Consider the following 25,837-nt stretch of genomic DNA (forward strand, 5'->3'; position numbering starts at 1 on the left):
GGAAGGACGGGGTGTGCAGCAGATTCTCCAGATCAATGGCGAGCCGCATCCGGTGGATGTGCCGGACGATATGCCGCTGCTGTGGGTGCTGCGCGACGTGGTCGGCCTGATGGGCACCAAGTTCGGCTGCGGTATCGCGCAATGCGGCGCATGCACCGTCCATCTCGATGGGAAGCCGGTGCGTTCGTGCGTGCTGCCGATCAGCGCCGTCGGCAACCGCGCGGTCACGACGATCGAGGGCGTGGGCGAAACGCCGCAGGGGCAGGCAGTGCAGCAGGCGTGGCTGGCGAACGAAGTCATCCAGTGCGGCTATTGCCAGTCGGGCCAGATCATGTCGGCCGCCGCGCTTCTCGGCCGCAATCCCGCGCCGGATGATGCCGCGATCGACGCCGCCATGGCCGGCAACATCTGCCGCTGCGGCACCTATCCGCGCATCCGCGCCGCGATCAAGCGCGCCGCCGGCCTCCCGGCGGAGCAGGCCTGATGCCCACCCGCCCTCACGGCCCGGCCTATGCCCTCCTCCAGCCGGCCGACCTCAGCGAGCCGACCCGCCGTCGCTTCCTCCTCGCCGGTGCGGTGATGATGGGCTTTGCGGCCTCGGGAAAGGCGTGGGCCCAGGCGAAGGGAAAAGGCGAACAGCCGACGCTGCGCGCCATCACGCCCGGCGGGCCGGAGGAAGGCGCCGCCTTCCAGGGTTTCGCGCCCGGCGGCTTCATCCGCATCCCCCGCACCGGCAAGATCACCTTCATCATCCCGCAGGTGGAGATGGGGCAGGGCATCTACACCGCCGAGGCGATGCTGATGGCGGAGGAACTGGAACTGTCGCTCGATCAGATCGAGGTGGCGCACGCGCCGCCCGACGAGAAGCTCTACAGCCAGCCGATCCTGAAGAGCCAGGCGACCGGCGGGTCAACCTCGGTACGCGGCGCGTGGAAACCGATGCGCCAGGCCGCCGCTGCAGCGCGCACGATGCTGATCGGGGCGGCGGCAGAGCGCTGGGGCGTGCCGGTCGATCAGTGTTTCGCCGATCAGGGCCGCGTCTATTGCCGCACCAATGGCCAATCGATGCTGTACGGCGCGCTGGTCGATGCCGTCGCCAACCGTCCGGTGCCACAGGATGTGCCGCTCAAGAAGCCGGGCGAGTTCAAGCTCATCGGCCGCTCGCCGCCAAGGGTCGATACGCCTTCCAAGACCAACGGCTCCGCGGTGTTCGGGATCGACATCCGCCTGCCGGACATGAAGGTCGCCGCACTCGACATCTGCCCCGTCCCGGGCGGCCGGCTGAAGCGGCTCGGCGATGCAGCTGCCCGCCAGGTGCCGGGCGTCGTTGATGTGCTGCGCATCGACAATGCCGTCGCGGTGGTCGGCGATCATTTCTGGGCGGCGCACAAGGGGCTGCAGGCGCTCGAGGTGGAATGGGATCTCGGCCCCCGCGCCGGCGTGCGGACGGCGGGAATACGCGATCGGCTGGTAAAGGCGGCTGATGACGGCAAGCCGATCGTCGGCCGCGTGGTGGGTGATGCCGACGCCGCAATGCGCGACGCGCATTCCCGCGTCGAGGCGCGCTACGATCTTCCCTTCCTCGCCCATGCGACGATGGAGCCAGTTAACGCCACCGTTCATGTGACGCCCGACGGCTGTGACATCTGGGCCGGGACGCAAGTGCCCACCGCGGCGCAGGGCCAGGTGGCCAAGGTGCTTGGCCTGCCGGCCGAGCAGGTGCGGGTACACAATCAGTATCTCGGCGGCGGCTTCGGGCGCCGGCTTGTGCCCGAATATATCGTTCAGGCGGCGCAATTCGCGCGCCAGGTGCCCTACCCGCTGAAGGTGATCCAGACGCGCGAGCAGGACATCCGTCACGATCTGTTCCGGCCCGCCTATCACGATCGGATCGCCGCCGGCCTCAATGCCGATGGCCTGCCCGTGGTGCTGACCGATCGGGTGACGGGCGGCTCGGTGCTGGGCGATTATCTGCCGACCGGGCTTCCCGACGGCACGATCGATACCGACGCCGTCGAAGGCGCGGCGGAGACGCCATACGCCATCCCCACCGTGCGGGTGGATTGGGTGCGCGAGAATGCGCCGGTGAAGGTCAACTGGTGGCGCGGGGTCGGGCCGACGCACAATGTCTTCGTCATCGAAAGCTTCATCGACGAATGCGCTCATTCGGTCGGCCAGGATCCGGTGACCTACCGGCTGCGGATGCTCGCGAACAATCCGCGCTCGCGCAACGTGCTGAAGGTCGCGGCGCGTGAGGCCGGCTGGGGCCGCGCGCTCGGCCCGCGCACCGGGATGGGCGTGTCGCTCCACGACAGTTTCGGCAGCCACATCGCGCTGGTGTGCGAGGTGCATGTGACCCCGATGGGCGAGGTCCAGTTGCGCCGGCTCACCGCCGCGGCTGACGTCGGCGTCGTCATCAATCCGAACAGCGTCGTCGCGCAGATCGAAGGCGGGACGATCTTCGGCCTGTCGGCCGCGCTCTACAACGAAATCACCTTCACCAACGGCCAGGTCGATCAGGGCAATTTCAACGATTATCGCCAGATGCGGATCAATGAAGTGCCGCCGTTCAAGGTGAAGCTCGTCGACAGCGAGGACGAACCCGGCGGTATCGGCGAATCGGGCACCGTGTCAGCGGCGCCGGCCCTGACGAACGCGATCTTCGCCGCCACGGGCGTCCGGCTGCGCAAGCTGCCGATCGATCGCGAACTGCTGATGGCGGATGATGCGCGCAAGACGGTGGTCGGCGGCGCGATGGTGGCGGGTGCTGCCGCCGCCGCGATGCTCAGCCGCAAGGGAGACGCAGCATGAAGCGCTGGGGCCGGATCGCGCTCGGCCTTGCCGTGCTGGTGTTCCTGGGTGCCTGCGCCTTCTTCTTCTGGCCTGCCCGGCTGGAGGCGGTGCAGGCGAGCGCAGCGCAGCCCAGGGGTGCGGCGCTGATCGAGAAGGGCCGCTATCTCGCCACCGCCAGCGATTGCATCGCCTGCCACACAGTGCCGGGCGGTCAGGCCTATGCCGGCGGCCTTGCCTTCAAGCTGCCGTTCGGCACGATCTATTCCTCGAACATCACGCCCGATCGTCAGCATGGCATCGGCGCCTGGAGCGATGCCCAGTTCGTGCGCGCCATGCGCCATGGCGTTGATGATGAGGGGCGGGAGCTTTATCCCGCCTTTCCGTACACCGCTTATGCCAACATGAGCGTCGATGACGTGCTGGCGATCCGCGCGTATCTCAACACGCTCGCACCGGTCGCGGTGGCGGTGCAGCCCAACGGCCTCAGCTTCCCGTTCAATCAGCGCTACGCGATGCGCGCGTGGAAGCTGTTCAACGGTCCGCGAGATCCCATCCAGCCTGATCCCGCGCGTTCGGCCGAATGGAACCGCGGGGCCTATCTCGTCGAAGGCGCCGGTCACTGCGCCGAATGCCATACGCCGCGCAATTTCATGTACGGCCTCGATCGCAGCCGCAATTATGCCGGCGCGATCACCCAGGGGTGGAAGGCCTATAACATCACCTCCGATCGCGAGACTGGCATGGGCGGCTGGTCGGTCGAGGAGATCGCGACGTATCTCGGCACCGGACATGCACCCGGCCGGGGTCCGGCAAGCGGCTCGATGGCGGAAGCGATCAGCCTCAGCCTCAGGCACCTGACGCCCGCGGATCTGCGCGCGATGGCGGTCTATATCCGCTCGCTGCCGCCGCAGCAGAGCGAGCGTGGCGGGAAGGTCGATCCCAATCCGCCGCTCATGGCCGCCTCGACGCTGTACGCACCGGCGGGCGCGAAAACGGGCAGCAAAGATCTCCTGGGCTTGCGCCTCTTCGAGGGTCACTGCGCCAGCTGCCACGGCTGGAATGGCGAAGGCGTGCAGACGAAGTACGGCGCGCTACGCGGCTCGCAGACGGTCAACGATCCCGGCGCGACCAACCTGGTCCAGGTGATCCTGCGCGGCTCGTCGATCGAAACGCCGGAAGGCCATGTGGCAATGCCCGGCTTCGGCGCGTCCTTCACCGATGCCGAAGTGGCCGCGGTGGCGAACTACGTGCTCCAGCATTTCGGCAACAAGCGACCGACGGTGACGCCGGATCGCGTGAAAAAGGCGAGAACCGAGTCCGAATAGCCACCATCGACGACCATTACGCTCCATCTGCTACCGGTCGCGCGCCATACGCGAACGCCCGGCGCCATCGCGTGCGCGCCGAACGACCGGCTTTGCACGCCATTTCGGCGCCCGCCGGTGGCGGTAAATCATCTATCTGATGGTGAAGTTGGTCGGGGAAAGAGGATTCGAACCTCCGGCCCCTGCGTCCCGAACACAGTGCTCTACCAGGCTGAGCTATTCCCCGACCAGGGCTGTCGGCCGGCACGGGGCCGGTGACAGGCGGCGGCTTATATCAGCGAAACTCACGGCATCAAGAGAGGATTTCGTCCCGATCCCGCGCAGCGAGCATCGCCTGTACGGCGGTGAATTTCTCTCGTGGTGAACCATCCCGCGCCGCGGCGATCTCGGCCGCGTCGATCTTCTGCCAGTCACGGAACGTGACGACGTCGACACCCCGCTCCGCCAGCAGCGCATCAAGTGCCGCGCGTCCCTGCTTGCCGCTGTCGTCTGCCGTGTCCGCCGCGATGTGATCGGCGATCATGAACCCGTCCGGCCGGTTGGTGCCGATCGTCCCCGTCGGCCCCCTTCGTGCCCAGCCCACGGCGTACAACCCATCGCCGATCCGCCCCTCGACATTGGCGAACCGCCCCAATGCCTCGTCATACGGGACCCCGTCGATCGGCGGCGTGCGATAGCCGATGCAGCTGACGACGAGGCTGGCGGGAATGGAATATGTCTCCCCCGTACCGACCGCACGACCCGTGGCATCCAGCGCCGTCCGCTCAACGATCACGCGCTCCACATGGCCCTCGCCCTCGATCGCCACCGGCATGGCGAAGAAGTCGAACGTGACGGTGATCGGCGACGTGGGCGTATTCACCGCAAATGCGCGCAGGTGGCCGACCGCCTTGCGCAGCCCCGGATCGAGCACCGCGTCGGCCTCTGCCGGGGGCAGGTCGGCGGGGTCGACGATCGGCGTCGCGCGTGAAAGGTGACCCAGTTCGCCCAGTTCCTTGGGCGTCATCGCAATCTCGTGCGGTCCGCGACGGGCGAGGATCGTCACGTTCTCGATGGTGTGCGGCCCCAGCGCATCCAGGGCATGGGCAACGATGTCCGATCCGGCGAACTCGTCGCCTGTCTTGGCAAGGATCCGTGCCACGTCGAGCGCCACATTCCCCGCGCCGACAACCACCGCGCCCGGGCCGTGGAGAGCAGGTGCCAGATCGGCAAAATCAGGGTGGCCATTGTACCACCCGACGAACGCTGCTGATCCCACGACCCCGGGCAAATCGTCACCCGGGATACCGAGCGGCCGATCATGGGGGGCGCCGGTCGCGAGCACGACGGCGTCGTACATCTCGAGCAGTTGGGGGATGGTGACGTCCTGGCCCACCGTCACATTGCCCACGAACCGCACGTTGTCGCTGAGCGCCGTGGTCTCGTAGCGGCGCGATACCGCCTTGATCGACTGGTGATCAGGCGCAACGCCCGTGCGGATGAGGCCATAAGGCACGGGCAGACGATCGATGATGTCCACGCGGACGCCGTCGCCAAATTGCTTCTGGCAGCCTTCGGCCGTGTAATAGCCGGCCGGGCCCGAGCCGATGACGGCGATGTGGCGCATATTTCGCTCTCCTCCCAGCGCAAGCTAACCGCTTGGCGCTTCAGGGCAAGCATGCTTATCCATCCCCATGTCAGTGATGGAATGGCTTGCGACCGCGCTTGGGATCGCCTGTGTCGCACTGGCCGCGCGGCGGAGCATGTGGACGTTCCCTGCCGGCGTCGCCTCTGTCACTCTGTTCGGCGTCGTCGTGTACGAAGCTCGGCTGTACAGCGATGCGGCACTTCAGGGGTTCTTCGCTGCCGCCAATCTCTACGGCTGGGCGCAGTGGAAACGTGCCCGTAGCACGCTCGGTGAGGTGGCTGTCGGCACCATGTCGCCGCTCTCGCGAGTTCGCTGGGCCGCGGTGACGATCATCCTCGGCGCCTCATGGGCCATGACGATGCACCGCTTCACCGATGCTTCCTATCCGTGGTGGGACGCGGCGATCGCGGCCGCCAGCGTCGCTGCGCAGTTGCTGATGGCACAGCGGCGGATCGAGAACTGGTGGTTGTGGATCGCCGTGGACCTCGCCTCCATCCCGCTTTACCTGGCAAAGGGGCTCTACCTCTTCGCCGGACTGTATCTCATCTATCTGGCACTTGCGGTTGCTGGCCTCATCAGCTGGCTAGCCGTGATGCGCCGCACACTGAGACTGGCATGACCTTGCGCACGATCTGCCTCCACGGCCCGGAATCAACCGGCAAGTCGACCATCGCGCCCCACCTCGCGGAGCAGTTCGGCTCCGTAGTGGTGGCCGAATATGGCCGCACCTATTGCGAGCGGAATGGCACCGATCTCACCATGGCGGATCTGGTGACGATTGCCCGGACGCACGATAATCAAACCCGCGCGGCGGTCGCGGCGGGGCCGCTGCCGGTGATCCTGGATACCGATCCGCTGATGACGGCGGTCTGGGCCGACATGCTGTTCGACCAGCGCGATCCATGGTTCGACCGCTGGACCAACACCGCGGATCTGTATCTCCTCTTCGACATCGATCTGCCGTGGGAGGAGGATGGCACCCGCCTGTTCGGCACGCCCGATTTGCGGCGGAAGTTCTTCGACCTGTCGCGCCGCGAGCTTGATCGCCGTGCCGTCCCTTGGGCGCTGGTCAGCGGCCATGGCGAGCAGCGGACGCGCACCGCACTGGACGCGATCCGCCGTCACATGGCCTAGGGGCGGCGCCAGTACTGAGCGGCACCGCCCTCGCCATCCTTACCGCGCGCGCGGCGCAGCAGCGGCGGCGTTGTCGGGCAGTCCGCCGAGCTGGCTCACGAGCTTGGTGTAGGCGTCGAGGTAGCTCAGCACGATGATCTGACCGATCGCGGTATCCTGATAGCCGCCGCCGGCCGCGCCGCCGAAGGTACCGCCGGAGAAGAGCCCGCCGCCTGCGCCGAAGCTCACGTCCGACTTGCGGGCATAGCCCTCGGTCATCGCTTCTTCCTCGGTGGTGCGCGCGTTGACGAGGCTGAGCGTCGTCTTCGCTTCGCCTTTCTTCACGTTGATGCCGCCGGCGATCGCGCCGATCGTCCGGCCAGCGCCGCCGAACAGCCCGCCGATGCCACCAATCGCGCCGCCGAGGCCGCCGCCGCCAGAGTTGCGGTTCGCCGTTACGATATCGGGCTGGAGGAAGTAATCCGCCGCGCGCACCTGGCCCTTGCCGAGGTTGGACCCCGCCTGCAGCTCGCCTGAGTCCGCCATGGCGCGTTCCATGTTGCGGCTCACCATCGCGCGGCCGCGGTTGACCATGGTGAAGCAACCCGATTTCTGGACGAAGATCTTGATGATCGCTTCCGGGCTGCCGAGATTGAACTCGCGCCACCACTGGTTGTCAGGCTCGACGATCGCGAGCGAGCCGAGGCGCTTGGTGCAGACCGGGATCTGCGCCTCGCCCTTCTGCTGCGCCTGATGGGCGGAAGAGCCCTTGTTCTGCGCCAGCGTGGGTGTGGCCGCGATGAGCATGGCGGTGGCGGCGGCGACAAACGGAATGCGCATGAGATTCCCCCTTAAGTCGCCAGCACCACCTTGGTGTGCAGGCGATATTTCATTGTGCGACCCCGGCAGCACGAGACTGGCATCTAGCCTCGCGCCTTGCCGGCGGACGGTTACGCGATTGCGTGAGTGCTGATCTGCGTCAAGTCCGCAGCGATGGCGGGCGCGAGGCAGAGGGCGCTGGCGACGAAGGCTGCGACGAGCGAGAGGAAGTGACGTTTCATGATGACGTGGCTCCTGATCCGATGCGTCGTTTCTGCGCGCCTTCGTGCAACCGCGCATTCGCCCCGCGACCGGGGGGACGAAGATGCGACCAGAGCGCCGCTTTGGGATTGTCTTCGGAGGTGCTAACGGCCGCGGCACTCACTCAAGCTGGCAGAATTTCGTGGCGACCGAGCTTTCCAAGATCCGTAACTTCTCGATCATTGCCCATATCGACCATGGCAAATCGACGCTGGCCGACCGGCTGATCCAACGCACGGGGGGCCTCTCCGAGCGGGAGATGTCGGCGCAAGTGCTTGATAACATGGAGATTGAAAAGGAGCGCGGGATCACCATCAAGGCGCAGACGGTGCGCCTGGAGTGGAAGGGCCATGTCCTCAACCTCATGGACACGCCGGGGCACGTCGATTTCGCCTACGAAGTGTCGCGCAGCCTGGCCGCGTGCGAGGGTGCGTTGCTGGTGGTGGACGCGGCGCAGGGGGTCGAGGCGCAGACGCTGGCCAACGTGTACCAGTCGATCGAGCATGACCATGAGATCGTGCCCGTCATCAACAAGATCGACCTGCCCGCGGCCGAGCCGGAAAAGGTGCGCAAGGAGATCGAGGATGTCATCGGCCTGGACGCGTCGAACGCGATCCTCGCCAGCGCCAAGTCGGGCATCGGCATCGAGGAGATCCTGGACGCGATCGTCGAGCGGATCCCGGCGCCCAAGGGCGATCCCAACGCGCCGCTGAAGGCGATGCTGGTCGACAGCTGGTACGACCCGTATCTGGGCGTCGTCATCCTGGTGCGCGTGATCGACGGCACGCTGAAGAAGGGCCAGCAGGTCACCTTCATGCAGGCGGGCACGCAGCATCTGGTGGACCGCGTCGGATGTTTCCGCCCCAAGATCGAGCAATTGGCGGACCTGGGGCCGGGCGAGATCGGCTTCATCACCGCGCAGATCAAGGACGTGGCGCAGGCGCGCGTCGGCGACACGCTGACCGATGCGAAGAAGCCCGCGGCCGCGCCGCTGCCCGGGTTCAAGGAAGTGCAGCCGGTGGTGTTCTGCGGGCTGTTCCCGGTGGACGCCAACGATTTCGAGAAATTGCGCGAATCGATCAGCAAGCTGCGGCTGAACGACGCATCGTTCAGTTTCGAGATGGAGACGAGCGCGGCGCTGGGCTTTGGCTTCCGCTGCGGCTTCCTGGGGCTGCTCCACCTGGAGATCATCCAGGAGCGGCTGACGCGCGAATACGATCTGGACCTGATCACCACCGCGCCGAGCGTGGTGTACGAGATCGAGCTGACGCATGACGGCGGCATGATCGAGCTGCACAACCCGGCCGACATGCCCGATCCCAACAAGATCGCGATGATCAGCGAGCCGTGGATCGAGGCGACCATCTACGTCCCCGACGAATATCTCGGCAGCATCCTGAAGCTGTGCCAGGACCGCCGCGGCATCCAGAAGAACCTGACGTATGTCGGCGGGCGCGCGCAGGTGACGTACGAACTGCCGCTCAACGAAGTGGTGTTCGATTTTTATGACCGGCTGAAGAGCATCAGCCGCGGCTATGCGAGCTTCGACTATCACCAGATCGGCTATCGCGAGGGCGACCTCGTCAAGATGAGCATCCTCGTCAACAACGAGCCGGTCGATGCGCTGAGCATGATCGTCCACCGCGGCACCGCGGAGACGCGCGGGCGCGGCATGTGCGAGCGGCTGAAGGACCTGATCCCGCGCCACATGTTCAAGATCCCGATCCAGGCGGCGATCGGCGGCAAGGTGATCGCGCGCGAGACGATCGCGGCGCTGCGCAAGGACGTGACCGCGAAATGCTATGGCGGCGACGCGACGCGCAAGCGCAAGCTGTTGGAGAAGCAGAAGGAAGGCAAGAAGCGCATGCGGGAATACGGCTCGGTGAGCATCCCGCAGGAGGCGTTCATCGCGGCGCTGAGGATGGGCGACGACGCGTAGCGCCCGAGGCTAACACGTCGATCGCGCAGCGATCGGCGGGTTAGGCGAAGATCAGCGCAAGCGCGGCCGACGGCCGCCCGGGTCCACCGGGCGTGTCGATCGACGACGCGGCTTTGCCGCGGCGGGGAGGATTGATCCACACTCGGCCCACCTCGTTGCATTGTCACGTATCGTAAACGCCCGTTTTCCATCGGGCCAGGTAATGTCAACGCGGGTCGCATGAGCGTCCCAAGCATTTGCCACGAGTTCAACTATCGCGGTTGCCGGGTCAGCTATTATCTGACCCGCATATCGGGTCAAAAACTTTTCGCCAAACAGAACGTCGTCGCTCATGTGCTGCCCCCCCAGCACCATTGCTAGACGCTAACCCTTCGGAACTGCAACAAAAGACATATCGGTTTCGCCTTGCTGACGTTTGCGGATGACTCCCGCCAACTTATTGACTCCTTACCAAAAGCAGGGGGCGGAAAACGGAGATTTGACCACTCAACCTCCCGCGGCAAAGCCGCGTCATCGATCGACACGCCCGGCGCCGCTTCCGCGCCAGTCGCCAGGCTCCGCCTAGCGCCTTGAAGCGGCCTCAATCATACCGCCCGATCCACGACGCCGCGCCCGCCTGTTCCTTGAACGCCGCCCAGGTATCCTCCCGCGCCGCGGCTTCCCACACGGCCTGCGCCTCTGCGATCCGCGCCTGCGCCTGATTACGGGCGTATTCACGTTCCGGCCTCATGTCGCCGTACGTACTCATGGCGCCATCGGGCTGGAATTCGCGCAGGTCGATCGACGGGCCGGCGGGCTCGCCGGCTTCCTTCCACGCGTCGCGGCGGAGCTTGTCGAGGATGTCGGTGAGCGGGCCGCAGTTGACGTCCCGGTCGCCCTCGCCCGGCGTTTGGGGGCGGCGGGTGTGGAGATCGATGACGTCCATCCCCTTGCCGCAGCCTTCAAGGATCAGCTCGAAGAAGGTGAGCTGGCGGATGTAGAGGTCCGCCGCGACGATGTCTCCGTCGAGCCGGGCGCAGCGTTCCGCGGCGACCTTCATCTCATAGGTGCGCATGAGGTGGACGAGGAGTTCCTCCTTGTCCTTCTCGCTCATCTCTTTCGTCGCCTCGGCCTGCCGCGGGTCCTTGTTCGCGCGGGCCTTGCAGACGGGGCATTCGGCGGCCGCCTCGTCGCGGAGGTTGAGGTCGATGAGCGCCTGTGGAACCGGAAATGTACGACGCCCGGTGCCACGCTTCGAGGTCCTCAGGTTCTGATCCCCCTTGATCGGATGCTCGCCCTGATCAGTGATCGTCATCATCCAGCGACCGATCTCGGGATCGTCGGCGAAGTCCGCGACTGTAAGCTGCGCCGCCTCTTCTGGTCGAGCACCGGTCCACAGGAGGATCAGCGGCATCCAGAAGCTGGCCTCTCCCTTGCCGCGCGTGGGGCGCTCACCGAGCGTGAACACCGGAAGGCGGAAGATCGCCGACAGTTCGGCGACGCTAAACTCTGGCGGGTCATCCTTCCGAGCCGCAGCCGGCATCGGCGGCTTGAACGGATTGTGGAGGTCATCGGAGATATAGCCCTCCTGCTGGCCTTTGACCCAGCGGGCCGCGAGCATTCTCAGGTGCTGCTTCTGGGTCTTAAGGGCCATGTGTGGGACGTCGCGTCCCTCAAATCGCTCAACGAGCTTGGGAAGCGGCAGACGCTGCTCGGTTGGCGTGAGACCGGTCGGACGCTTGGCGAGCATATCCAGCCAATCTGTGACCATGCGCTTGGTGATAGTCTCAGGTGTCGCGTCGCCGTGCACCTCGGTCCATAGCCGGAGGGCTGTTCCACAAGCCTGCTTCGTGCTTGCACCCACACCATATCGCGGGTTGTCGAGCATCTCTCGCACGATCGAGGCGAAGGATTGCCCCGCTGCCGCGGGTTGAGGCTCCACGCGAGTCGGCGGGATCGGCTCCGCCGGGATCGGCAAAATCTTCCCGCGTAGACGGGCCTGGAGGGCCTCGCTGATCTCAATCGCCTTATCGTTGAGCGCTCGGCAGAGCCGATCGAACCCGAGAGACTCACTCGGGTCATGATCGATACCGGCATCAGCAAGCAGCCGCTTCGCCGAGCTACCCCAGAACTCGACCATGGCCTGCTCATCCTGGTCGAGCCGCCACTCCATGAAATCGGACAAATGCGTGTCCCACGCGTCGGGAGCTCCTTCGACCCACGCGCCTCCCTTCTCGACCAAGGCACGTTCGTCGCCCTGGTGCCAATCCCGGGCGAACTTCTCCGCAAGAAATGAGACGACGTCCTCGCCAAGAGCATCGCCAGTACCCGACAGGATGTTGCGGGCTCGACGGACGTTGCGTTCCCATTCCTCGTTGAACTGCCAGTACCGCTGGATCACGGCCCGGTCTTTCACAGGGAGCGTCGCGCCGAGCGCTCGCTTCAGCTGGACAGGCTTGCCTTGGATGTAGGGTCGAAGAGCCTCGCGATAGACCCGCCTGTAGCGTAGCCTGCCAGTTTTCTTGTCGACCTCGATGTGCGGGAGGTGCGCGGCCATGTCGGCGTTTTGTACCTTCATTTGTACCGTCTCGCTCGCTGCAAGTTACGGAATTCTGAAGGTTTTGCGCATTTTCAACCCCTTGCGGGGAAGGTGGTGCCCAGAAGAGAACCCGATAAATAACTCTATCGATTTGAGATCATTTTCTCAAATCCAGATCGACGTGATATTGAGCCAGCAAAATGCCCACGTCGATCTCTAGGTAAATCCGGTTCGAGTACCTCAGCATCTTTTCGAACGATATCATCTCCGACAGGTTATATATACTGGCACGGCATGGCGGTGTCCACGGGAATTTACTTGTACGGAACAGAATCCATTAAGAAGATAGCGAGGTATAACCTCAAACTGCCCCGATCTGCCACGCCGGGTCGCAGCCGGCATCCGGGATCTGGGCCAGCATGGTGCCTGGGATGCCCCTTGTCTCCGCTCATGGACGGCGTGTCCCAGGCGGCATCGATGTTCCCGCGATCGTAAATCTGCCCGTAGTCGGCCGCTGCCCCGCGTCATTGGCTCCGGATGGCAAGCGATACCGCTTTGCCGATGATCGAGCCCGGAGCAGCCAGCCATGTCGAACCCGCAAGATCACTTCATCCGGATCAAGGAAGCGCAGCAGCGCAGCGGCCTCTCAAGGTCTTCGCTTTACAGAAAGATCGGAGAAGGGACTTTCCCGCCGGGACACCGCCTGGGCCCGAGATGCCGGGGATGGTTGAATAGCGAGATCCAGGCATGGATCGACGCTCAGATTGGCGCTGCGCCGGATGTCGAGCCATGGACGCCCCCTCCGCCCCCCGCGCGGCGCGTTGAACAGAAGAAGCTTCCGCCCCTGGTGCCGAACGAAAAGGGCGCGGAAGCTGCCGCGAAGGTGGCTGGTGTCGTGGGACTGGCAGTCACGGACGGAGAAGCGCCTCCGGACCGGGAAATTGCGCTGCGTTTCCCGGACTGGCCGGAGATGATGCGGCAACGGACTGCCGCGGCCTACCTCGACCTGTCGGAGTCGGCATTCATCCGCGAAGTCTATCGCGGAACGCTGCCCGACCCCGTTGTGCTGGGAGGCCGGCAATCGTGGAGCCGCGAGGAGATCGATGCGGCGCTTGCCCGCTTGCTCAAGCGTGAGGGGCGAGGGCGTTAGAGGTCCGGGCGGGCCGCGCGATCAGTCCTCCGTGGGGCGCGCGCGACACTGACAGGCGCCGAGGCAGCGCCACCGAAATTTTTTTGCAGCCCTGCCCCGTAGTTCGGCGCCCGCCGCGTCAATCCACCCAACGCCGGGGCCACCGGCGGTGGGAGGGAAAAGAATGATGATCTCGAAAAGAGCATTGTGCGCTGCGTTGCTCGCGGCAACGACATCCTATGCCGGCCTGTCTGCCGTGCCGGCCTATGCTCAGGCAGCATCGAACAATTTTGACCTGCCTGCACAGGATCTCGCGACGACGCTGCGCGCGATTGCGCGACAGGCAGGCAGGGAGATCCTGTTCGCGGACGCAGACGTCCGCGGCAGGCAGTCCGCGGCGATCCGAGGCAACTATACGGTCGAGCAGGCGGTGCGGCTCGCCATCGGCGACAGGCTGTTGGTCGCAGAGGAAGCCGGAGCGCTGGTTGTACGGGTGCGGCCTCAACAGGAACAGGGCGAGCTGGCGCAGACGGAGATCACGGTAACCGGCACCCGCATCCGCGGAACGACGGGGCCCTCGCCGGTCACGGTGATAACCCGTCGGAGTCTGGAGGAGCAGGGCGTACCCGACCTCGTTTCTCTTTCGCGGATCATCCCTCAGAATTTCACCGGCGGGCAGAATCCCGGGGTGGTGGGGGGCGGTGACCAGGGCGGTCAGAACAACATCAACAACTCGACGACGCTCAACCTCAGGGGGTTGGGACCGGACGCGACACTGACGCTCATCAATGGTCACCGCCTTCCTTATGACGCGCTCAACCAGGGAGTCGACATCTCGACCCTTCCGCTTGCGGCGCTCGATCGGATCGAGATCATCGCCGATGGCGCATCCGCCCTCTACGGGTCGGATGCGGTCGGCGGAGTCGCGAACATCCTGCTGCGGCGCGACTTCGACGGCCTGCAGACCAGTGCGCGTATCGGCGGATCGACCGAGGGCGGCAACGCCCAGCAGCAAATCGACGCAACAGGCGGCGCGCGCTGGTCCGGTGGTGGCTTCATGGCCGCGCTCGATTACAGCAAGGCGACGCCGATCTACGCTGGCGACCGGTCCTATACGCGTACGCTCGATCGTTCGCAGATGCTCTCAACGTGGAGCCGGCAGGTGAGCGGTGTGCTCGCCGGCCACCAGGCGCTCCTGCCCGGCATCACGTTCGAACTCGATGCCCAGTTGGCCGATCGTCGGTCGCGCAAGGCCAACGCCTTCTTCGTGACCTCGAGCGTCGATGCGAACGGCATGATCAACAGCCCGGTAGTGCGCTCCTACGCCGTCACTCCGTCGCTTCATTTCTCTTTGGGCAGTGCGTGGGAGGCGACGCTCGAGGCGACTGACGGCGAGAGCCGCACCGAGATCCGCTCGCGGCGCATCCTCAACAGCGTCGTTACGCCCGGACGGCTGATCTACGACAACCGGCTGACCAACTTCGAAGGGTCTGCAGAGGGACCGCTGGCGCGGCTTCCCGGCGGCGACGCGCGGCTGGCGATCGGCGGCGGCTACCGGCGCTTCTCGCTCGACATCGATACCTCCACCACGGTCGCAGGTGTGACCCGGGTGACGCGCGACGCGACCGAAAATCGCGAAAGCGTGTTCGGCTATGGCGAGCTGTCGCTGCCGCTCGTCGGGGCGGCAAACCGGATGCCGTTGATCGATGCGCTGCGACTCAGCGCAGCCGTTCGCTACGAGCGCTATGAGGGCATCGACGAGGTGGCGACGCCGAAGCTCGGGCTCGTCTATTCGCCCGCTCGGGACATCACGTTCAAATACAGCTGGGGCCGCTCGTTCAAGATTCCGACGCTGAACCAGGTCAACCAGGTCCGCGAAGGCGTGCTGTTCAGCGCCAGCCTCTTCTCGCCGCAGCCAACGCCGCCCCTGCCAGCTGGCGCGACAGTGCTCCTGCTCGCGGGCGGCAATCCCGATCTTGGTGCGGAGCGGGCAACCGCCTCGACTTTCACCGTCGAGTTCAAGCCGCGCTTCCTCGACGGCCTTCGCGTAGAGGCAAGCTGGTTCGACATCGATTATCGCGACCGCATCGCGTCGCCGGTCTCGAGTGTGCTCTCGGCGCTGGCCAATCCACTCGTTGCCGACTTCGTGCTGCGCGCGCCGACATCGACGCAGGTTGAGGCACTCGTCGCCGGCCTGCCGCTCGGCCTCTCCAACCAGAGCGGGCAGACGTACGATCCGTCGCAGGTCGCTGCGATCGTGGACTCAAGCCTGCGCAACACCGCACGCGAACACGCCCGAGGGGTCGATATTGCACTCGATTATCTCGCTGCGCTGGGGGATGGCAGCACGCTCCAGCTCGCCGCCTCGGCCAGTTATCTGGACGCCGACCGCAAGATCGTTGCGACCCAGCCGGCGGAGGAGCGGGCGGGGCTCATCTTCACGCCTCCGCATTTCCGCGCGCACGGCTCGGCGAGCTGGAGCACGCCGGAAGTGCAGCTGTCGGCGTCGCTCAGCTATGCCGGCGGCACGCTCGACAAGCGCTTCCCTACCCTGGACAGGATCGGGTCCTTTACAACGATCGACCTGAGCGGCGCGTTTCGCCCGCTTCGCGGCCTCGAATTGCGACTGACGGTTCAGAACCTGCTCGACGAAGCGCCGGACCCGATCCGCACTTCCGATCCCGCAGCGATCCCGTTCGATTCGACCAATCAGTCGCCGATCGGCCGCTTCCTCAGCTTCTCGGTGACCAGGCAATGGTAAGCGCGATCCGCACACTGCTTGTCGTCATCGGAGTCTGGGGCTGTGTGGCGAGCGCGGGCACTGCGCGCGCCGAGCCTGACTGTGCTCAGCTGATGCCCGAAGCGACGGCAAGCGCTCCCATTCGCCCGCTGACTCCGGAGGACCTCGTTCGCCTGCGCGATATCGGCCCGGCGGACCCGACGCAGCAATATGCAGGCTTGTTCGCCGTTTCGCCGGACGGAACGCACGCAGCCTTTCAGCTGCGGCAAGCCGATCCGCAGGCGAACGGCTATTGCCTCGCGATGCTGGTCGTCGATCTGGCCAGGCCGGGCCGTGCGATCGTCGTCGACCGCGGCGGCGACTTTATCCGTGCCCGCTACGATTTTCGCGGCAAGGCCGGATTTCCAACGGGCCTTGCCGATCCGATTACCCCCCGCTGGTCGCCCGATGGCAAATTCATCGTCTTTCGCCGTCGCGACCGAGGCGGCGTGCAGCTCTGGAGGGCCGAGACAGACGGCAGCGGCAGCCGGGCGATCACGGCCAGCGCCGACGACATCGAGGATTTCCGCATCACTGCCGATGGGCGAAGCGTCATCTATGCGACGCGTCCGGGACTCCGAAAAGCGCGCGCTGAAATAGAACGCGAAGGCCTGTCGGGTTTTCACTATGATGATCGCTTCGCTCCGGCTGCGAGCGATCGGCCGTTCCCGCCTGCACCGATCGCAAGAAGCTTCACCGTGTTCGACTTTGCCAGCGGCACAACCCGGGCGGCCAGCAAGTCGGAGGCGGCGCTGCTCGACGGGAGTGCGATGCGGGAAGGGAGCTGGATCGAGGCGGTCGACGCCGGCGGGCGGCGCGCTACGATCGCGGTACCGCCGGACTCGATCTACGCCGGCCGCGGCCAGCTCAGCGCTACGTCCGACGGTCGCGCCCGGGTCTGCCCTGCGGCGGAATGCGCGGATGCGAGCTACCCGTGGTGGGTGGCGGGCAAGGTGCGTTTCCTGCGGCGCGAGGGCTGGGCCAACAGCGAAACCGCCATCTACGAGTGGAATCCGGGAACCGCGCGGGTCCGGAGACTCTATCGCACCGAGGATCTGCTGCTCGGCTGCGTTCCTGATGGCGGGTCACTTGTCTGTCTGCGTGAGAGCTCGCTCCAGCCGCGCCGGCTCGAGCGCCTCGACCCGGCGAGCGGGCGGCGCGACATCCTGTTCGATCCCAATCCGGAATTTGCGCGGCTCACCCTTGGCCGCGTGGAGCGACTGCTGACCCGCAACCGGTTCGGACTCGAATCCTTTGCCGACATCGTGCTGCCGGTCGGCTATCGTCCGGGCCAGCGTTACCCTCTGGTCGTGGTGCAATATTCGTCACGCGGCTTCCTGCGTGGGGGTACCGGCGACGACTATCCGATCCAGGGCTTCGCGAACCGCGGCTTCGCCGTGCTGAGCATCGACAAGCCGAGCGCAATCGGGTTGCGGTACTCGAACGACTATACCGAGATCGATCGGATCAACCTCAAGGACTTCGCCGAGCGGCGCAGTATCCTCGACTCGGTGGAGATCGCGGTGCGGACTGCGATCGCTCGCGGCATCGCAGACCCCGCCCGGGTCGGCATTACCGGACTGAGCGACGGGGCATCGACCGCCGGTTTCGCGCTGCTACACAGTGACCTGTTCTCGGCCTTTGCGCTGAGCAGCTGCTGCACCGACACAACGCTTCCGATGCGGGTCGGACCGGGCTCCGCGCCCGCATTCTATCAGGTCGGCTACCCGAGGCTCAGCGACGACAGCGCCGCTGCGCGAGCCTTCTGGCGTGAGATTGCCTATTCGCCCAACGCGGCGCGAATCCGCGCGCCCATCCTCGCGCAGCTGCCCGACGACGAATATCTCAACGCGTTGCAAAGCTACACCGTGCTGCGCGAACTCGACCGGCCAATCGACCTCTTCGTCTTCCCGGGCGAGCACCACGTCAAATGGCAGCCGGCGCATCGCCTCGCCGTCTATACCCGTGCGATCGACTGGTTCGACTTCTGGCTGAACGGCGCCTCGCCTCGCGGACGTCCGGCCGAGCTGGCGCATTGGCAGGCACTGCGTGCGGCGCTTGCCCGGGACGCGAGTTCGCCGCCGCAGTAGAACCGGCGGGGAGGTGTTTGTCAGGCGCACCGCACTGGAGCCTCATTCAAGCGCGCCGTCCAGCTTTCCAGCCACGCCTCGACATTGATCAGCTCGAGCAGGCGCACATTCTCGAGACCGGTGGTCTGCCGCCCGGGCAAGAGAGCGGGCTCGATCGCGGGGACATCGAGCAGGCCGTGGCCCGCAAGTTGACCGTCGCGCAGTCGAGCGAGAATCGGGGCGCGCAGATGCTCCACAATCTGAGCGCCGAACGGATCGGGTGTCCCCTTCGCACGCCGCGCGACGATCGCCGGCGGCAGGTCGGCCGCAAAGGCGGCGCGTGCAACCGCGCGATCGCGCCCGCCCTCGCGCCATTGCCAGCTGGGGATCGACAGAGAGAGCTCGACGATGGGCTGCGAGAGCAGCGGATTGATCACCGGCAGCATGCGGCTGCGGTCCGGCTCGAGATTCAGCTGGACGCGGACCAGTCCCGCAATATGTGCCGCCTTGCCGGGCAACGCGCCCTCGGGTGCATCGAGCCAAGGATGTGCCATTGCCAGGCCTTCGAGCGATGCGACCAGGTCCGGGTGCAGGAACAGCGGATCCGGCTTCCAGCGATAGCCGGGCGGCTGCCGCATGAGTCTCAGCGCTGCGCGCGTGATGCGAAGCGGGCCGGCGCCGGTCTGGCGCCCGACGTCGCGCAGCGTCGCGAAGGCACCGGCTCCCGGGCCCTCGGCGAGCGCCCGGTCCGCCAGCGCCGCGGCCGACTGCGAATAGCCGAAGACATTGTCGCCGCCATTGCCGGTGAAGAAGGCGTCGGCGCCTTGTGCTGCGGCCGCTGCGCGATGCGCCGCTTCATAGGCCTGAGCCTGGACGCGCCCGAACGGGCGCGGCAGGTGCGCGCCGAGTGCCCGTTCGATGTCGATCATGTCCAGTCGGTAGCGGCTCTCGGTGAGGGGTATGCGAAGTGCCCCGGCGAGTTGCTGCGCAAAGTCGCGCTCATCGCCAGCGGGGTCGTCGGTGAACATGGTGATCGCACTGGGCGTGGCCGCGGAGCGGGCTAGACAGGCGGCGACGATCGACGAGTCGAGCCCACCGGACAGGCTGACCAGCGGCCGGCGCGTCCGCGACGCCCAACTGGCGACGGAATGGCCGACCACCCGGCGCAACGTCTCGGCGGCCGCGCCGAACTCGCGGCCCACGGGCCGTTCGACGAACTCCCACGGAGACCAGCGCACGAGATGGCGCTCGCCCTCCGGGGTGAGCACCCATGCCATACCGGGAAGCAGCGCGGTCACGCCGTCGACAGCGGTCTCACGGGTCGGAAGGCCGCTCGAATAGAGGATCCGCCCGAGGGCGCTCCAGTCGATCCCGCCGATCTGCGCGCCGGCGGCGAGGAGCAGATCGACGTCGGAGGCTAGCACCACCGTACCCGCCCGCGTCTCCCCCCTGTAGCAGGCGAGCGCACCCGAGGGGTCACGCATCACTTCGAGCGCACCCTCTCGCTCGAGCAGCGCCACATAGCCGCCCCACAGCGAGTGGAGCAACGCACTGGCGCCCTCGCGCTCGACTGCGACCGCTTCGCTGTCGGTGAGGCGGTCGAGCGCCCTGGCCGGGCCGTGGTGCGGGAAGACCGTTCCGATCAGCACGCCGCTCCCGTCGATCTCGATGAAGGGGCAGTGATCATTGACCAGCAGCGCAGCGCGCGGCGTCGACCACGCGAGGCGAAGATCGCCGGTCTGTGCAAGCGCCTCGGCCTCCTGCCGCGCTGTGCCGCTGCGCGCGACCATGATCAGGTAGCTCGGCGTCACGGGACGACCAGAATCGGCGTGTAGAGCCGGACCTGCTCGAGGTCGCCGACCACCACGGCACCGCCGGCCTGAACCCAGGCGTGCGCGGCAAAGGGCGCGACCCGCACGCCAAGGACGAGCGCCGCACCAAGGCCACGGCGGTTGCACATCCGGCGCGCGGCGAGTGCCCGGGGCAGGCACTGGTCGGCAGCCTCGATCCAGCCCGAGGTCGCACGGAAGGCAGCGGCAATGCGTTCGAGCCCCGCCCGGCCGGGTGGCGTTTCAGTAATGCATGGTTGCGGTGCAAGCCTGGTGAGCAGCGCGGCGATCGGCTTTCGCTTGAGTGCACGGCGCGCCCTCAGCTGTGCAAGCGCGGCACCACAGGTGTCGCGAAATTGCGCGCGGATCTCGCTCTCGGTGAGATCGCGTGTCGCGGGCTGCAGGATTGTCTGTGCTCGCAGGCCCGATCCGGGTTGAATGATGTCGGCAAGCTGCGCTGCCAGCTCGGGTGACCCGTGCCTGTCGCCCCGCGCCCACTCCTGGAACAGCGTGTCCCGCTCTTCGGGCAGGCAGAAATAGCGATCATGCGGAAGATCGAGGAAGACTGCCCGCCGGTTGCACAGGCACCAGCTAAGCCCCGGACGGAGGTGCAGTTCCATTGTCGGTCTCGCAGGCGACGGAAGGACGCGTGCCCGGCGGGCACGCGCCAGTTGCCGTCAGTCGTCGCTGAGGCCCATCTTGATCTGCAGGCCGCCTTCCTCGTCGAAGGTTCCGGCGAGCACGCCCTTCGTGTCCGTGCTGACGCTGCCGAGTTCGATGGTGTCTTCCAGTTCGCGGTTCATGGCTTTCCTCCTTGTCTGAGAAACGTCATGGCCATGACCAGCGTGAATCTAGCCGCCTGCTCAGTTATGAGAACATTATAATCCAGTTATAATTCGATTGTTTGGGAGCGGGTCTGCCAAAACATGCTCGGGCAACATAGTTGTTCAACAGTGCGGACGGCCGGGTGGCCGCCACTATGTCCAGGCCTTTGGCTAAAAGTGGTGGCACACGCTCCAAGGCGTGCTTTTTCCCGCCCGGCTCCGTCACCGGCTGTTCGACAGGACCATCGCCGCGACTGCGGAGAACTGGCGCATCTGTGTCTCGCCCTCTTGGCCAGGCCTGTCAGTCGCCGTCCTTGCGCGAGTGCGATCCCGGATGAGCCGCGGAGGGCGCGGCATCCGCCATACCGGCGCTCAGGATGATTGTCTGCTGCCCGTCCATGTCGACACTCCATCCGAACAGGGCGGCAAGCCGGCGCGCGAGCAAGCCGGTATCGTCGATTCGAAACCGGCCCGAGACCCGCTGCGCGCCCAGCGCAGGATCAGCCAGCACGATCCGACGCACCGCGTCGCGGTTGGCGAGCGCGATCAATTCGGCCACCGGCGTCGCTTCGAAATCACGCGCTGTCGTCGTTGATTGTGGTGCAGCGGCACCGGGAGCGGCAGCGGGGAGCGGTTCCGGATTGCCGGCGCTGTCGAAGGAAAGGCTCTCGCCGGCAATCAGCTTCCGGACTGCAGGCTGCGAGGAAGGCGTCCGGCGCGGCAGCGCCACGTCGATCGCCCCCTGCACCAGCCGCACATCGACCTTGCCCGAACGCATCAGCGCGACCTCGAAGATTGTGCCGCGCGCCGTGACACTGCCGCCACCGGCCATCACGACAAATGGACGCTGCTCGTGGGCGACCTCGAACCGCGCGGCGCCGCGCAGCAGCTTCAGGTCCCTGCGCGCGCTGCCGAAATCGACGGCCAGCATCGTGTCGCTACCGAGGCGCACCGTCGAACCGTCGGCGAGACGCACCACGCGCGTCTCGCCCGCGACGGTCGCGATCGAGCGTGCATTCACCAGCGAGGCAGCCACGGTCTTCTGCAGGTCCTGCGACATTTCCGCGGGATGCCAGAGCGCCCATCCCCCTACGGCCAGAGCGGCGGCGGCGACCATCGTCAGCGCCGCTGCGGCGATTCGGCGGCGCGGTGCTGCCGGCGCCTGTGCGTCGGGTTCGGCGAGCAGCTTGCCCATCGCGAAGATTTCGGCGGCACGGTTATAGGCAGCGCGATGTTCGGGACCCTGCGCCAGCCATGTGTCAAACGCATCGCGACTGGCTTCCGCGTCGGGTCCCCGCATGCGCGCGAACCAGTGCGCAGCCTGGCTGTCGAGTGCGCGGTCCTCCCGATCGGATTGCTGATCGGTGATGCTCATTGCTCCAGGTCCCTGCCGATCCGCAGCAGCGCTTCCCCGACATGCCATTCGACGGTGCGGATGCTGATGCCGAGTCGCGTCGCAATCTCCTTGTACCCCAGACCCTCCACGCGGTGCAGCACGAAGACCTCGCGCATCCTCGGCGGCAGCGCCTCCACAGCCGCGCGGTAACGCCTGCGCAACTGCTCGAGTTCGAGTTCGTCCTCCTGCGTCGCCCGCGCGACCGGTGCATTGGCTTCGTCGATCGGCACATGCGGCGTGCGATTGGACAGGCGGCGCGAGCGGTCGATCAGCAGGTTGCGCACGATCCGGTTGAGGAATGCCTCGGGCCGGCGCAGGTCATTGCGACTTCCCGACCCGAGAAAGCGCGCGAACGCATCCTGCACCAGATCATTGGCATCCTCGCTCGAGCGCAGCCGCCCATCGAGCCAGCGACGCAGCCGCGGCGCCTGCTCCCGGTACAGGTCGTCGAAGCGCAGCTGCCCGTTGTCGCCCCCTCCCGAGGGCTGACCAATTTCGTCGTCGGGCCGCCGCACTGGCGCTACCCCGGGGAACTGCAGCCGCGCATGACGCGGGCAAGGGAAGGCGATCGCACGAGAGCCAGTCTCGTGCCGGGCAATGCCTCGGGAATGGCGCCCGGCCGGATTGGGCGGGCGTGCTTGATGCCTGGCGGTCAACTCCGCAGCGGGCTGCCGGCATTGCCCCGCTGCACGAGAGAGTCTGCGTCACTTGGGCACGGCTTGCAACATCTGGCTGGACCCCGGCGGATCGCTCCGGCCGGCCCGGGACCGGGCGACGCTTGTCGGACGCGCCGCGATGGCTCGCAACCCGTGGCTGCGCCCCGGGTGCTCCGCTGGCGCTTCGCCCTGCGGTGCGTGCCACCGCCTGAGGCGCGCCCGTGCCTGCGCCGCTGCCGGTCCCTCCTGGCCGGCAGGAAGGAGCGACCATGTCCGACGTCCCCGAAACCGAAGCTGCGTGCCTGCGCAAGGCGCTCGCTGCCTTACCGACTGCCGAACGGCGCGTGTTCCTGCTCCATGCCGCCGAGAGCATGGACTATCCCGCGATCGCCCGGCGGCTCTCGATCACCGTGTACGAGGTCGAACGCCTGCTCGCCGCGGCTCTGGTCCTGCTCGACCGTCACCTCTCCGTCAGAGGGGCTGATTCCGGACTGCCGGGTGATGGCGCCTGATTATGGCCCCCCCCCTGTTGCATCGCCGCCAACGAAGTCTAGGATTCTTCTCGATGCGCACCGATCTCGATAATCTGCCAGCCGCCAAGCAGCGCGAGCTCGAACGCGTGGTGCAGATCCTCTTCGAGGAATTCCGCGATGCGACGGCGCTTGCCACGTCGGAGTGGAAGCGCCAGGCGCGTATCCTCAAGGTCATCCTCTATGGCAGTTATGCGCGCGGCGGCTGGGTTGACGAACCCCACACCGCCAAGGGCTACCAATCGGACTTCGACCTGCTGATCATTGTCAACAACGAGAAGCTGACCGACCGCGCGCAGTTCTGGACGACGGCGGAGGAGCGGCTCAACCGCGAGCTGGCGGTGACGAAGACGCTGCGTACGCCCGTAAACTTCATCGTGCACACGCTGCGCGAGGTGAACGACGGGCTCGCCCATGGGCGCTACTTCTTCATGGATGTCGCGCGGGATGGTATCGCGCTCTACGAGAGCGACAGCACCGAGCTGCACGAGCCGAAGCCGAAGACACCACAACAGGCGCTGGCGATGGCGCAGGAATATTTTGGCGAGTGGTTTCCTGCGGCCGCGGGAATGTTGGAGACAGCCCGGTTCAGCAAAGCTCACGGAAGGCTGAAGGATGCAGCGTTCCTGACGCACCAAGCCACGGAGCGTCTCTACCATTGCGTGTTGCTCGTCTGCACCTTCTACACACCGCACGTCCACAATCTGGGCTTCCTTCGCACCCAAGCGGAACGGATTGATCCGCGCCTGATCGAAGCTTGGCCAAGAGCTACTCGCGCCGATCGGGCTCGGTTCGAGAAGCTGAAGGAGGCTTACGTCAAAGCCCGGTACTCGAAACACTATCGGATCAGCTCCGAGGAGCTGGATTGGCTTGGCGAACGGGTCGAAGAGCTAGGTCGCGCCGTTCAGGTGATTTGTGACGAGCATCTCGGTGCACTCAAACGGAGCGCGGTCGCATAAGGCGGATGCTGTCGGGCGGCAATATCGCGCCCTAATAGCGGACATACCGATAAAGTCGGAATGGCCCCAGAAGTTGCCGTTCGTTCGACGAGGCTGCCATCGTTCGCTGACGGCTAGCCCGGTGGGTAAGCAGCAAGAGCCCTGGACATAAGACGGGCGCCTGTCTCCGAGCAAACTAGAGCCTAGGCCGATGCGTTGCGCCGAGATTGGCTTTTGGACAAGGGCTTCAGGAGAGAGTGATCGACCGACGAAATATCGGGCTGTGGCCTGGGTGGAATAACGAACGGGCTCTGTCAGAAGAGCCCGCTAAAGCCGCACCCAGGTCAAGTTGGTGGGAGAGGACGGTCAGGATTTCTGCCAAGCCAATTGGACACCGCCCCGTCGCGATCGTCGGGCATATCTTTCGACCCAGGGTCGACCATGCCAGCGCACCGCAGGTAGCGGTAGCCGGCCCGACCGCCCGGGATCATGTTGAGCCGCCTAGTGTCCTCCCAATGGCCGCGCACCAGCGCTTCCTCCGCTTCGTAAAGCGCCTCGACGTCGGTCGTGACGGCCATTACCTTGTGGTGGATGTAGGTCACCCGCTTGGCTTCCAGTTCCTCCCGCAGCTTGCGGTGGAACAGCAGGTTGCTGCCCTTGCGCATCGCGCGCCGATGCTCGGCCCAACGGGTCTTCCAGCTCCGCGTCGTGATGCCAACGTAGAAGTAGCCATCAACCGGGTAGGAGCCGCCCTCGCCGAAGATATGCTGGTAGAGGACGAACGACTTCTTCGGCCAGCCATTCGGCGCGATGAGGATGTGCGCAGGTGCCGAGAATAGGATGCTCGGTTCGGTCACGTGCTGCGACGACATGTTGATGTCGAACCTGCGCGCCGCGGCCATCAGCGCCGGGTCGGTCACGAGGTCGAGACGGATCACGGGCGCTAGTATGAGCTCGCCGGCTTGTTGAGGCTTACGGGACCTATATTCGTCCGTACCGATCGAGACGTTCCGGTGCCCCTCGAGCATGCGCGTCTGCGGCGCGACGAACTTTAAGCCGTTGCGCATCGCGACCATGTGGAAATCCGGGATGGCGTCGCCCGCGTTGATCCGGATTACGCCACCTGGCTCCCGTGCGCTGCTAAGCCAGAACTTGCCGTAGTCCGTCTCGCACCAAGCGCGCAGTCGCCGTTCGACCTCTCCGCGCAGCTTGTGCGTAAGCGTGGCGTGAGGACCGCAGTTTATGCGGCTTGGGCTGTTGGCTGATCTGTCTGGGGCACCCAGTTCCACGGC

Annotated in this window: 21 protein-coding genes and 1 tRNA gene; 11 read left to right on the forward strand and 11 right to left on the reverse strand. The window is 65.9% G+C overall.

Annotated elements, in window-relative coordinates; genetic code table 11:
- Positions 1–13 precede the first annotated feature (13 nt).
- Genes ACH0AE_RS13705 through ACH0AE_RS13715 form a run of 3 tightly spaced genes read left to right on the forward strand, consistent with a single transcriptional unit; the run spans position 14 to position 4,118 of the window.
- Positions 14–484 (forward strand): (2Fe-2S)-binding protein, encoded by a 471-nt coding sequence (locus tag ACH0AE_RS13705; protein WP_294443985.1) that lies wholly within the window; start codon positions 14–16, stop codon positions 482–484.
- A complete protein-coding gene (locus ACH0AE_RS13710) occupies positions 484–2,811 on the forward strand; it encodes a xanthine dehydrogenase family protein molybdopterin-binding subunit (RefSeq protein WP_294443984.1) in 2,328 nt (775 codons plus the stop codon). The genes ACH0AE_RS13705 and ACH0AE_RS13710 overlap by 1 nt, the downstream gene beginning before the upstream one ends.
- The gene (locus ACH0AE_RS13715; protein ID WP_294443983.1) at positions 2,808–4,118 is read left to right on the forward strand and encodes a c-type cytochrome; all 1,311 of its coding nucleotides are present in this window, start codon (positions 2,808–2,810) and stop codon (positions 4,116–4,118) included. Before ACH0AE_RS13710 ends, ACH0AE_RS13715 begins: the two co-directional genes overlap by 4 nt.
- A 149-nt stretch (positions 4,119–4,267) precedes the next feature.
- Here ACH0AE_RS13715 and ACH0AE_RS13720 read toward each other — a convergent pair.
- Positions 4,268–4,344: transfer RNA gene (locus tag ACH0AE_RS13720), tRNA-Pro, on the reverse strand.
- Positions 4,345–4,410: 66 nt separating this feature from the next.
- Positions 4,411–5,724 (reverse strand): FAD-dependent oxidoreductase, encoded by a 1,314-nt coding sequence (locus tag ACH0AE_RS13725; protein WP_294443982.1) that lies wholly within the window; start codon positions 5,722–5,724, stop codon positions 4,411–4,413.
- Between the two features lie 76 nt (positions 5,725–5,800).
- On the opposite strand from ACH0AE_RS13725, the gene pnuC reads away from it, so the two are divergent.
- Together pnuC and ACH0AE_RS13735 are read left to right on the forward strand one after the other, a co-directional pair.
- On the forward strand, positions 5,801–6,364 hold the full coding sequence (gene pnuC, locus ACH0AE_RS13730; RefSeq protein ID WP_365928540.1) for a nicotinamide riboside transporter PnuC: 564 nt from the start codon (positions 5,801–5,803) through the stop codon (positions 6,362–6,364).
- Entirely contained in the window at positions 6,361–6,879 is a 519-nt protein-coding gene (locus ACH0AE_RS13735; protein WP_294443980.1) for an ATP-binding protein, read from the forward strand. Before pnuC ends, ACH0AE_RS13735 begins: the two co-directional genes overlap by 4 nt.
- A 39-nt stretch (positions 6,880–6,918) precedes the next feature.
- On the opposite strand, the gene ACH0AE_RS13740 is transcribed toward ACH0AE_RS13735, so the two are convergent.
- On the reverse strand, positions 6,919–7,698 hold the full coding sequence (locus ACH0AE_RS13740; protein WP_294443979.1) for a CsgG/HfaB family protein: 780 nt from the start codon (positions 7,696–7,698) through the stop codon (positions 6,919–6,921).
- A 382-nt stretch (positions 7,699–8,080) separates the two neighbouring features.
- Here ACH0AE_RS13740 and lepA point away from each other — a divergent pair, with 382 nt between their 5' ends.
- Entirely contained in the window at positions 8,081–9,877 is a 1,797-nt protein-coding gene (gene lepA, locus ACH0AE_RS13745; RefSeq protein ID WP_294443978.1) for a translation elongation factor 4, read from the forward strand.
- 51 nt (positions 9,878–9,928) lie between these two features.
- Here the strand turns inward: lepA and ACH0AE_RS13750 are convergent, their stop codons facing one another.
- Together ACH0AE_RS13750 and ACH0AE_RS13755 are read right to left on the reverse strand one after the other, a co-directional pair.
- On the reverse strand, positions 9,929–10,231 hold the full coding sequence (locus ACH0AE_RS13750; RefSeq protein WP_406875803.1) for an ATP-binding protein: 303 nt from the start codon (positions 10,229–10,231) through the stop codon (positions 9,929–9,931).
- Between the two features lie 226 nt (positions 10,232–10,457).
- Complete coding sequence (locus ACH0AE_RS13755) at positions 10,458–12,434, reverse strand: hypothetical protein (RefSeq protein ID WP_294443977.1); 1,977 nt, start codon at positions 12,432–12,434, stop codon at positions 10,458–10,460.
- Positions 12,435–12,981: 547 nt separating this feature from the next.
- On the opposite strand from ACH0AE_RS13755, the gene ACH0AE_RS13760 reads away from it, so the two are divergent.
- The 3 genes from ACH0AE_RS13760 (at position 12,982) to ACH0AE_RS13770 (ending at position 18,393) form a co-directional block, all read left to right on the forward strand.
- The gene (locus ACH0AE_RS13760; RefSeq protein WP_406875804.1) at positions 12,982–13,545 is read left to right on the forward strand and encodes a helix-turn-helix transcriptional regulator; all 564 of its coding nucleotides are present in this window, start codon (positions 12,982–12,984) and stop codon (positions 13,543–13,545) included.
- A gap of 163 nt (positions 13,546–13,708) precedes the next feature.
- Positions 13,709–16,285 (forward strand): TonB-dependent receptor domain-containing protein, encoded by a 2,577-nt coding sequence (locus ACH0AE_RS13765; protein ID WP_406875805.1) that lies wholly within the window; start codon positions 13,709–13,711, stop codon positions 16,283–16,285.
- A 92-nt stretch (positions 16,286–16,377) separates the two neighbouring features.
- Entirely contained in the window at positions 16,378–18,393 is a 2,016-nt protein-coding gene (locus ACH0AE_RS13770) for an Atxe2 family lasso peptide isopeptidase (protein ID WP_406875806.1), read from the forward strand.
- A gap of 20 nt (positions 18,394–18,413) precedes the next feature.
- Here ACH0AE_RS13770 and ACH0AE_RS13775 read toward each other — a convergent pair whose 3' ends face one another.
- From ACH0AE_RS13775 to ACH0AE_RS13795, 5 genes are all read right to left on the reverse strand, one after another.
- Positions 18,414–20,183: an asparagine synthase-related protein gene (locus ACH0AE_RS13775; RefSeq protein WP_406875807.1), complete on the reverse strand. Its 1,770-nt coding sequence runs from the start codon at positions 20,181–20,183 to the stop codon at positions 18,414–18,416.
- Positions 20,180–20,821, reverse strand: coding sequence for a lasso peptide biosynthesis B2 protein (locus tag ACH0AE_RS13780; protein ID WP_406875808.1), 642 nt, complete (start codon positions 20,819–20,821; stop codon positions 20,180–20,182). Before ACH0AE_RS13780 ends, ACH0AE_RS13775 begins: the two co-directional genes overlap by 4 nt.
- Before the next feature lie 57 nt (positions 20,822–20,878).
- Positions 20,879–21,004, reverse strand: a complete 126-nt coding sequence (locus ACH0AE_RS13785; protein WP_167297749.1) for a benenodin family lasso peptide — start codon at positions 21,002–21,004, stop codon at positions 20,879–20,881.
- A gap of 322 nt (positions 21,005–21,326) precedes the next feature.
- Positions 21,327–22,400, reverse strand: a complete 1,074-nt coding sequence (locus ACH0AE_RS13790) for a FecR family protein (protein ID WP_406875809.1) — start codon at positions 22,398–22,400, stop codon at positions 21,327–21,329.
- Positions 22,397–22,936 carry an RNA polymerase sigma factor gene (locus tag ACH0AE_RS13795; RefSeq protein WP_406875810.1) on the reverse strand — a complete coding sequence of 180 codons (540 nt, stop codon included), beginning with the start codon at positions 22,934–22,936 and terminating at the stop codon, positions 22,397–22,399. Before ACH0AE_RS13795 ends, ACH0AE_RS13790 begins: the two co-directional genes overlap by 4 nt.
- A 410-nt stretch (positions 22,937–23,346) precedes the next feature.
- Here ACH0AE_RS13795 and ACH0AE_RS13800 point away from each other — a divergent pair, with 410 nt between their 5' ends.
- Positions 23,347–23,589, forward strand: a complete 243-nt coding sequence (locus tag ACH0AE_RS13800) for a sigma factor-like helix-turn-helix DNA-binding protein (RefSeq protein ID WP_406875811.1) — start codon at positions 23,347–23,349, stop codon at positions 23,587–23,589.
- Positions 23,590–23,642: 53 nt separating this feature from the next.
- A complete protein-coding gene (locus ACH0AE_RS13805; RefSeq protein ID WP_406875812.1) occupies positions 23,643–24,566 on the forward strand; it encodes a HEPN domain-containing protein in 924 nt (307 codons plus the stop codon).
- A 323-nt stretch (positions 24,567–24,889) separates the two neighbouring features.
- Here the strand turns inward: ACH0AE_RS13805 and ACH0AE_RS13810 are convergent.
- Positions 24,890–25,837 (reverse strand): hypothetical protein (locus tag ACH0AE_RS13810; RefSeq protein WP_406875813.1); only part of this gene is annotated, 948 nt, incomplete at its 5' end.

Origin of the sequence: Sphingomonas sp. 179-A 2A2 NHS (assembly GCF_045371305.1) — a bacterium.
Lineage (GTDB): Bacteria > Pseudomonadota > Alphaproteobacteria > Sphingomonadales > Sphingomonadaceae > Sphingomonas.